The organism is uncultured Microbulbifer sp. (genome assembly GCF_947489355.1).
Classification (GTDB): domain Bacteria; phylum Pseudomonadota; class Gammaproteobacteria; order Pseudomonadales; family Cellvibrionaceae; genus Microbulbifer.
The window spans coordinates 20,780-29,894 of record NZ_CANLDD010000052.1; the positions used below are offsets into that span (position 1 = coordinate 20,780).

Annotated in this window: 8 protein-coding genes and 1 pseudogene; 3 read left to right on the forward strand and 6 right to left on the reverse strand. The window is 55.4% G+C overall.

Translation table 11 applies throughout. The features are described 5' to 3' along the window. Nucleotides 1–92: 92 nt before the first annotated feature. The 5 genes from Q1A48_RS16950 to purM form a co-directional block, all read right to left on the reverse strand. Complete coding sequence (locus Q1A48_RS16950) at nt 93–893, reverse strand: type IV pili methyl-accepting chemotaxis transducer N-terminal domain-containing protein (RefSeq protein ID WP_299947302.1); 801 nt, start codon at nt 891–893, stop codon at nt 93–95. A gap of 442 nt (nt 894–1,335) precedes the next feature. Further along, on the reverse strand, nt 1,336–2,745 hold the full coding sequence (locus tag Q1A48_RS16955) for an outer membrane protein transport protein (protein WP_299947303.1): 1,410 nt from the start codon (nt 2,743–2,745) through the stop codon (nt 1,336–1,338). Between the two features lie 242 nt (nt 2,746–2,987). Further along, on the reverse strand, nt 2,988–3,695 hold the full coding sequence (locus Q1A48_RS16960) for a DUF3108 domain-containing protein (protein ID WP_299947306.1): 708 nt from the start codon (nt 3,693–3,695) through the stop codon (nt 2,988–2,990). A gap of 98 nt (nt 3,696–3,793) precedes the next feature. Further along, nucleotides 3,794–4,447: a phosphoribosylglycinamide formyltransferase gene (purN, locus tag Q1A48_RS16965; protein ID WP_299947309.1), complete on the reverse strand. Its 654-nt coding sequence runs from the start codon at nt 4,445–4,447 to the stop codon at nt 3,794–3,796. Further along, nucleotides 4,447–5,508 carry a phosphoribosylformylglycinamidine cyclo-ligase gene (purM, locus tag Q1A48_RS16970; RefSeq protein WP_299947312.1) on the reverse strand — a complete coding sequence of 354 codons (1,062 nt, stop codon included), beginning with the start codon at nt 5,506–5,508 and terminating at the stop codon, nt 4,447–4,449. The genes purN and purM overlap by 1 nt, the downstream gene beginning before the upstream one ends. Nucleotides 5,509–5,784: 276 nt before the next feature. Between purM and Q1A48_RS16975 the strand changes: the two genes are divergently transcribed. The 3 genes from Q1A48_RS16975 (at nt 5,785) to Q1A48_RS16985 (ending at nt 8,769) form a co-directional block, all read left to right on the forward strand. Then, complete coding sequence (locus tag Q1A48_RS16975; protein WP_299947314.1) at nt 5,785–6,882, forward strand: DUF2066 domain-containing protein; 1,098 nt, start codon at nt 5,785–5,787, stop codon at nt 6,880–6,882. A 1-nt stretch (nt 6,883) separates the two neighbouring features. Further along, nucleotides 6,884–7,597, forward strand: a complete 714-nt coding sequence (gene hda, locus Q1A48_RS16980; protein ID WP_299947315.1) for a DnaA regulatory inactivator Hda — start codon at nt 6,884–6,886, stop codon at nt 7,595–7,597. A gap of 236 nt (nt 7,598–7,833) precedes the next feature. Next, a complete protein-coding gene (locus Q1A48_RS16985; RefSeq protein WP_299947317.1) occupies nt 7,834–8,769 on the forward strand; it encodes a universal stress protein in 936 nt (311 codons plus the stop codon). A 144-nt stretch (nt 8,770–8,913) separates the two neighbouring features. Here the strand turns inward: Q1A48_RS16985 and Q1A48_RS16990 are convergent. After that, a pseudogene (locus Q1A48_RS16990) lies at nt 8,914–9,111 on the reverse strand (IS256 family transposase); the annotation flags it as partial. Nucleotides 9,112–9,115: the final 4 nt, after the last annotated feature.

Consider the following 9,115-nt stretch of genomic DNA (forward strand, 5'->3'; position numbering starts at 1 on the left):
GGTCATACACGTATTGGATTGATGCGGGCGAACTCAGCCCGCTGTATTCTTGATTTGTGCCGGATCGCGCCGGCACTTTATTGAATTGCCTATCAATGGACTGAGCCCAAGTTTTCAATAGCCCCTTCTGAATCCAACAGTGCTGCATACTGTTTAGTGATGATATTCATATTGCGCAACATCAGGTCTGTGGTGCCTGTAATCACATGAAGTTGACGCTTCTCGGATATCTGCATTTCCCCTGTGAAGCCGCGGTTTGCATAGTTGAGGTGGTCCAAGGCTTTGCGAAGGTTGTGGTTGATCTCAGGGGTATTCAGGGGGCTGTCCAGAAGTTGGTTCAGGCGGTGTGTGTATTCCGCCAGATCCCGTTGCAAGCCGATTTCGGCATCGCCCGGGGAGATTCCCCAGCGTTTTGCCGCGTAGTTCTTGGCAATGCGCTGGGACAGCATACGCTGGCGCCCGGCAATATTGATCAGTTCAGCGCTATTGTGGTTGGCGAGCCGCTCCAGCTTTACCACGTAGGTGTGGGCGGCCGACAGGAGCCTGTTGCTGAGCCTGAATAATTCAGTTGCCGTGTCCCTGCTGGCCGGTTGCCGGGTAATGCGTTCAAATGCTTCCCACTCCTGCTGTACTATGCGCAACTGAGGGTTGAGTTTCCCGGCTTTGGGGAAGGCCGACAGTTTTCTATGGTTTTGTGCAAACTCCTGTATTGATCGCTTGAAGACTTTTTCATGGCGCTGTATTCCAGGCTGGATACCCTGCAGGATGTAGGTTTGCGCAATACGCTGGGACAGCATTCGCTGGCGGCCAGCCAGATTAATGGCTTCCCCCATGCTGAAGGCAGAGACTTCCAGGCTTAACATAAACAAGGTGAATATTGCGGGCAGCTTCATGGTCTTACTCTTGTAGTTTTGCGCGTGCGCTATGCTTTACCCGGCAACCCAACAGCTATGGCGTAGCCTGTCTGATTGTCGCTCCAGTAATACTGCGGCCACTGCCTGGAGTGATCGGTATTGCAGCGGTTTGTCTCGGTTGCATCCAGTGTCGTATTCCTCCGGCAACCATTTTGTAGTGGTATTCAATACTCGAAGCGAGCGCTGCATGTATAGCAAATTCTGCCCGATCTTTATCTAGCCCGTTTTCCCCGTATTGGCACTTTGGGGGTATTGACGGGCACGGTTTTTTGCCTGATGAACACCAAAGGTATTGAGTCGGCTTCCCTGGTATTCGGCCTTATGGGTTTGTTGGTGCGTCCAAGCGTTTATGGCTGTACTCCCAATAAAAAAGGCCCTACCCCCGGCTAGGGTAGAGCCCTGTTTTGGTTAAATCCAGGCGTTAGAAATGGTAGTTGAGGGAGACCCCATACAGCCAGGCTGCGGTCCTGGTGGTACCACCGTCGAAGAAGGTTGGAACTGGAATTGGAGCTGGAGGAACGATCCCGAATTCCTGTATTCTCTCGTCATCGCCCGAAAGGTAGGCCACGCCGCCATCAATACTTAGTTTTTCGCTGACATGGTAGGTGGCGCCCAGCGTCAGCCACTGGCGGTCGGTATCCGGGATGCTCAGTATGCGCCAGGTAATCGGGAGCTCCAAGCCGGTTTGTGCGGCGATCATTTCCGTTTCCTCGCGGTTGAGGCCGTCGCGAGCCGCACTCTCATCAAAGGCGTAACCGGCGCGCAAAGTCAGCTTGTCATTGTAAAAGTACTCCACGCCAATACTGTAGCGGGAGCCGCTCTCGAAGTTTAGCTCTCCGATTATCAGTGGGTTGAATGGTGCACCGGCACCGGGGATAAATGCTTCCAGGCGCTGGAGATCGTCCCAGTCGGCCCACATATAGCCCAGTGCAATGGCCCACTTGCTATTAAAGCGGTGGTAGAAGCCCAGCTCCAGTGTGTCCGGCAGGTCGACTGTCACGTTGCCACTGGCATTGTCAAATGGATCCAGTGGGCTTGGCAGCAAGTCGGAATTCACGTTCCCCTTGAGTTTGGGGTCGTATTCCGCATGGTAGGAGATGCCTGCGCGGGTATTCTCGCTGATGCGCCACAGCGCACCCACAGTCCAGCTGACATCCCAGTCATCGCCCTCGATATTGAGGATGGAAGTCCCGGACAGGTCAGTACCCAAAATGGGATCCAGTGCGAAATTTGTGGGGACAGTGGTTCTCAGTCTGGCATCGGCATAAAGAAAGTTAACCGATGCGCCAATGCTCAGGGTGTTATTGATATCGTAGGCAACAGAGGGCTGGATATTGACGGTAATCAATCTGGTTTTGTTGGCAATGGGGGTGCCACGAAAACTGTTGGGAAAATCGGTTTCCAGGCCGTAATCGGTGTACAGAGCCAGGCCAAAGGACCACTCGTCATTGATGGGGGCCGCCAGGTAGCCATTGGGGACCCAGGCGGTGGTGGCGTAGTCGTTGGCGCGCGCTCGCTCAGTAAGAAAGATGGGACTGCCATCCGGACCTACCCCAACCGGTACAAAATAGGTGACATCGCCGGCCACATCGATCTCGGGGTCCACGAAGGTGGCGCCGATGGAAAACGTATAGGTGTCGAACAGCGCAGAGCCCGCAGGGTTGCGGCCGAGAATCGCGGCGTTGTCACCGATGGTATTCTCGCCAGCAAAGGCGCGCCCGAGGCCTGAGGTACTGGTTTCCGAGATATAAAAGGCCGCAGCCATAGCGCCTTGGGATACGGAGCTGATTGCCACGGCGAGTACTGCGTGTGGTAGGTATTTCTTGTTCATGGAAGCCATCTCTAAGTCTGCTGATTACTGAAAACCATAAACGGTATTCAAACGAATGCCGGGGTATGGAGGAAGGCAATTAGACTTTTGCAAGTGCCTTCCTTCTTTCTGAACAGGTGCCTTACCTGAAATTTCAGCAATATAAAGTCATATAAGTCAGGAAAGGGGCCACTTTTATAAAGAGAAAGCAGGCAAAAATCCATCAAATACGAAGAGTTTTTTTTGCTTTCCAGACCAGTGATTCAATTTTGGCTTGCTGTGACTTTTTTTCCATCAATGGATAATTTGGTCAGGCTGATTTGATACCTTTTGCCATTTTCTTCTCTCTGAACAAGTTTCACCAAAGCATAGTTCCAGCGGGGGGCGAACCACACCGTGGTCTCTCTTGCAGAATCGGCATTTCGAACCCGCCGTGCCTTGATGACCTCAATTTCCCCCAGTGGCGTCACCAGGGTTTCAGTGCCCTCCCGGGCGAAGGTGTACTTGCGCACTTTCTTGCCGTCAGCAATTTCATATTGGAGGGTTTCCTTGCCTGCGGCGATATCCAGCGCCAACTGCAATTGGTAGCTCACCTTGTCGAGGATATGGGGTGATACACCCTTCAAATCCCGCTCCGGGTTTGAAACATTGAGCACCATGCCTTTACTGGGCTCAAAGTTCAGTATGGTGCCGCGATCCCGGCCCAGCCCGGTTCTGCGGTATTCGTAATGGTAGGGGATAATAAGGCCGTCGCGGCGGGTAAAGCGGGAATATTCATTGATATGGGCAAACAGGGTGTTGGTATCAAAATCCAGGCGCCAGTTGCCGTCCTGGCCTGTCAGTGTGCGGGTAGCTGTAACGCTGATACCGTTAAAGCGCGCGGTGTAAGTTGCTTTAAAAGGTTCCAACTGGCTGGCCAGGGACTGGCCGCAAAGCAGAAGAAGAAACAGGGAGGAAACAATAAAACGCACGGTGAAGCTCCGCAAAGGCTGACTCTTGTTGAATATTAGTCGGCGGGGCTGGCAAAGTACATGAAAGGGCGCTTGCCCCGACAGCGAATGCGCCGGGTTTAACCGGTAAGCCGAATACCGCTGTGCGGTAGCAGTGTATCGTCAAGCAGGGCGCGCTCGCCGCGCATATGCAGACGATGCTCCGCGAACCAGGTGACAGCCAACGGATAAATCGCATGCTCTTGCACCTGGACCCGGCTCGCCAGGGTTTCCGGTGTGTCTCCAGTCAGTACGGGAACCGTGGCCTGAACAATGGGCGGGCCGCCGTCGAGCTCTTCGGTGACAAAATGGACAGTGGCGCCGTGCTCGCTGTCACCAGCCTGCAGAGCCCGACGGTGGGTGTGTAGCCCCTGATATTTTGGCAGCAGAGAGGGGTGAATATTGAGAAGTCGGCCCCTGTAATGGCGCACAAATTCCGGCGTCAGTATGCGCATAAAGCCGGCCAGCACAACCAGGTCCGGGCTTTGGCGGTCGATCGCTTCAATCAGTGCGCGGTCAAAGGTTTCCCTGCTGGAAAAGTCGTGGTGATCCACCACCGAGGTGGGGACGCCGGCTTCGGCAGCACGGGCCAGACCATAGGCTTCCGGCCTGTTGCTGATAACCTTACAGACGGAAAATGGTGCTCCGGTTTTGTTTGAGGCTGTCAGCAGCGCCTGCAGATTGCTGCCGCTGCCGGAGATCAACACCGCGACTTTGCAGTTTTTTCCGGACATTACAGGCCCGCCAGCGCGACAGTTTCAGCGTTTCCGGCGGCATCTTCAATACCCCCCACGACAAAGGCATCCTCACCCAATCCCTTGAGGGTTGCGAGTGTGTTGTCGGCCTGCGCTGCCGGTACGCAGATCACCATACCGATGCCGCAGTTGAAGGTGCGGTACATTTCACGGGCGTCGATGTTGCCGGCATTCTGTAACCAGCGGAAGACCGCCGGCATCTCCCGCTTGCCGATATCCACACGGGCGCGACAACCCGCGGGCAGTACGCGCGGCAGGTTTTCCAGCAGACCGCCACCGGTAATATGACAAAGGGCGTTGACCTGGCAGTTTTTTATCAGTTGCAGCAGGTTCTTGACATAAATGCGGGTAGGGGCCATCAGTGCCCTGGCCAGGGTGATACCGCCGATATCTTCCTGCAGGTTGGCGCTGCGTACTTCGAGTACTTTGCGAATCAGGGAGTAACCATTGGAGTGGGGGCCGCTGGAGGCGAGGCCAATCAGCACATCGCCAGTGTTTACCTTGCTCCCGTCAATGATTTCAGATTTCTCCACAACCCCTGTGCAGAATCCGGCCAAGTCGTAGTCGTCACCTTGGTACATTCCCGGCATCTCGGCGGTTTCCCCGCCCACCAGAGCGCAGCCCGCCAGTTCGCAGCCTTTACCAATGCCAGAGACCACCTCGGCGGCAATATCCACATTAAGCTTGCCGGTGGCGAAGTAATCGAGGAAGAACAGCGGTTCGGCACCGGCAACGATCAGATCGTTGACGCACATCGCCACCAGGTCGATACCGATAGTGTTGTGAATGCCCAGGTCCATCGCCAAACGCAGCTTTGTCCCCACGCCATCGGTACCGGAAACCAACACCGGCTCCTTATAGCCGGCAGGCAGCGCACACAGGGCGCCAAATCCGCCCAGGCTGCCCATCACTTCAGGGCGAGAAGTGCGCTTGGCGACACGCCGGATACGCTCAACAAGTGCGCTACCTGCGTCAATATCAACACCGGCACCCTTATAAGAGAGCGGGGTCTGTGTGGATCGCGACTTGGAATTACTCATGACTCTTCCTGCGGTGGGGCCTCGGAGGGCGCGTATTCTAGCCGGGTCTCGGTCTGGTAGCTACGCCCAGGTGGTATCTGGGTGCATGATCCCGGGCTTTTGTCCCGAAAGAACCTGTTGAAACCTTCTAATTGTGCGCACTCGGGGCTGAGAGAAACGGATGACGCTGATACAATAGCCTCAATTTTTACCCCCTCCGTGTATTTTGGTGTCTTGCCCAACACGAATGGCTTTGTGCAAGCGCGCGGGGTGGGGCGAGGTTTGGAGAGAAATTCTATGCACAAGCTGCTCCAGCAGGGGTTGGTAATGCAGTTGTCGGCACTGTTGCTCGGCGTTTTCATCCTGCCAGTCCAGGCTCGGGTTATCTCGGATCTGTACGAAGTGGTAGAGGCTGTGCCGAGTCGCGGTAGCACCGATCTCGCCTTGGCTGGCAGTCGGGGTCTTGAGCGGGTCTTTGTGCGGGTTACCGGGGATGCCGCCATCGGCAACAACCCCAATTTGCAGCCGGTCCTGCAGAAGGCTCAGCAGTTTGTACAGGGTTACCATTACACCAGCGAAGACAATCAGCTCTACCTTCACCTTTCCTTCGACCCCCAGGCGGTCTCCAGGCAAGTACATCAGTTGGGTCTGCCCATGTGGCCCAACAACCGGCCGGGCACGCTGGTTTGGCTGGCGGTGGATACGCTGTTGGATGGGCGCAGTGTGTTGCGTGAAGAGGATGTGCCGGAACTGTTCTCCGTGCTGGAGGCCATGGCCATTGAGCGCGGCGTGCCGCTGGACTTTCCTGTTATGGACCTCAACGACCAGCGCAATATGCCGCTGGGTGCGCTTTGGGCACAGGATGAACGGGCCGCCGAGCGGGCTGGTCTGCGCTATAGCCCCGATGCCACTTTGATGGGGCGTATACTGCAGTCGTCGGGGCACCGCTGGCAGGCCGATTGGCTGCTGGTACACGGCGGCCGCAGTTACGCCTTCGACAGCAGTGGTGGCTCTATGGAAGAAACCGCGCTGCGTGGCATCAACCAGATGGCCAATGCACTGGCCCGGCGCTATGCAGTGCGCCCCCAAGGGCGGGATGCTCAAACGGGGGCCATGATTGTCGAGTTGGCTGGTGTGGACAGCTTTGCCGACTATGTGGAGGCTTTGGCCTACCTGCGGGGGTTGGCGCAGGTGAGCAGCACGAGCCTGCTCTCTGTTGTGGGGGATCGGATGCGCATCGCTTTGTCCGTTTCAGTGCGATTGTCCAATCTGCGCGATACACTGGCTTTGAATCACAAACTGCGTGCGCCTGCGGACGGGGATACCATTGACCTGAGCGGGTATCGTGCACCTCTGGGCAGTGCAGATAACCCGCTGCGGTACCGCTGGGATTAATATGCGTATTCCGCAACAGCTACCGCTGGGTGTATCCCTGCAAGATGATGCCACTTTCGAAAATTTCTATCTGTCTCAATCGGACCCCAACAGTCAGGTAGTGGCCCTGCTGCAATCTTTTGCCAGCGGGGAAAACCCCGAACTGGTGATTTATATCTGGGGGGAGACCGGCAGTGGTGTGAGCCACCTGTTGCAGTCCGTCTGCCAAAGCGCAGAGAACAATGGCCGCAGCTTCCAATACCTGCCGCTGGCCGACTTGACGGAGATGGACCCAGTGCTAATGCTGGACGGACTGGAACAACTGGATCTGGTGTGTATCGATGACCTGCACCTTCTGGAAAGCCAGCCGCAGTGGCAAACGGCAATGTTTCACTTGTACAACCGCACCAAGGATAGTGGCAGACAACTGCTGCTGGGGGGGCGCAAGCCCCCCCGCGGGTTGAATATCGCTCTGGCGGATTTGCAGTCGCGATTACAGTGGTCTCTGCTGTTCCAGCTAAGACCCATGAATGACAACGATAAAATTGCCGCTCTGTGCAGACGCAGCCGTCTGCGTGGTTTTGAACTCCCTGAGGATGTAGCCCAGTATATTCTCCACCGCGCACCCAGAGATACACGTGCGCTGTTTTTGCTGCTGGAGCAGTTAGACAGGGCTTCTTTGATGGCTCAGCGCAAGGTCACCATCCCCTTCGTTAAACAGGTGTTGGATATCTAGTATTTTGTCCACCCCGAACCGGCCATTTTTTCGCTGACCGGTAGTGTGCTTCTCCGGTTTTTCGATCCTTCCCTACGGGCTTTTGCCGGTCTTCATTCAATTCCCGGCTGACCTTGCCGGCGCTTTTTGCTTTGAAATACCTCCCGGCCACAGTATCAAGTTGTGGCGGCAGAAGGGTTCGTGCGGTGGGTGTCGCTTGTCTTTACTCCCAAAGTCCATAGCTTCAGGACCTTGTTATGCAGAATGTTCATAAAATTCTTTATGTGAGCCACGCTGCCGACGATGAAAGTAGCGGCTTGTTGCAGGCATTTGGCATCGCGCGCAATACCGGCGCTGTCATAAAGGTACTCCTTGTCTGCCCATCGGTGCCAGCGGGTTTCGAGGAGTTTAGTGCGCTCTGTGTGGAAGCCCTGCTGAAACGGGTCAGGAGCGAAATCGAATCGGCCCAGAAGCGCATGAACCTGAACGAGGATCAGGTCAAACTGGAGATGGAGTCCGATTGCGGCCCCCGCCCGGCTGAGCGGGTGATCCACAGGGTTTTGTCAGGCGGGTATGATCTTGTGGTCAAGAATGTGGAGGGGCGCAACCAGAAGACAGGGTTCAAGGCCATTGATATGGAGTTGCTGCGCAAGTGCCCCTGCCCGGTGTGGTTGTGCCGTCCGATAATACGTACCCATAAAGAAATAAGAGTGGCAGTAGCGGTAGATCCCGAGTGTGAGGCGGCCGGAACCTACGATCTGGCTATTCGCCTGTTGCGCTGGGCGCGAATGCTGGCGGATAGCTGCAGTGGTACCCTGCATATTATTTCTTGTTGGGATTTTGACGTCGATGAGTATTTGCGCCGCAACTTCCCGCTGAATGCAACCGAGGAAGAACTGGACGAGGCCACTGAAGCGGCCCGCTCCCGGCACCACTCGAAACTGGATGTGTTGATACGGGCATCCAGCATTGGTGGGGATATGCAGGTACACCATGTCATTGCTCATCCGGATAATTATATTCCACTGCTTATCGACGAAGAGTCCCTTGACCTTCTGGTGATGGGCACAGTGGGGCGTGCGGGGATTCCGGGTTTTATCATGGGTAACACTGCAGAGAATATTCTGCAGAAAGTCAGCTGCTCACTGCTCGCTTTAAAGCCCAGTGACTTCGTTTCCCCGATTAAAGAGTAAACAGTGGGCAGACACGGTTGCCCGGTGCTTTGGCCATGGTACAGCTGGTGGGCCCTGGGTAGGTAAAAGAGGGAGAAATTTGAAAATGGGGAATAATATAAATGATTAAAAAATAGCGAAAAGGCATGATGGGTTGCGCGCAAATTTTTCAGTCTTGGATGTATGGCCATTTTTGCGGTTGGGCTTGTCCTCTCCGGCGAGGTGCTCCTCCAGCTCCGCGCTCATGGCTGCTTCGGTAAGCTGTTTGATCAGAGGCGTCAGGATGCCAACTTTGCCGCTGAGGTCTTTGCCCTCACGCAGCGCCTTGACAGCAGCATCCATATCGAAAGTAGGTTTGGTCATAGGT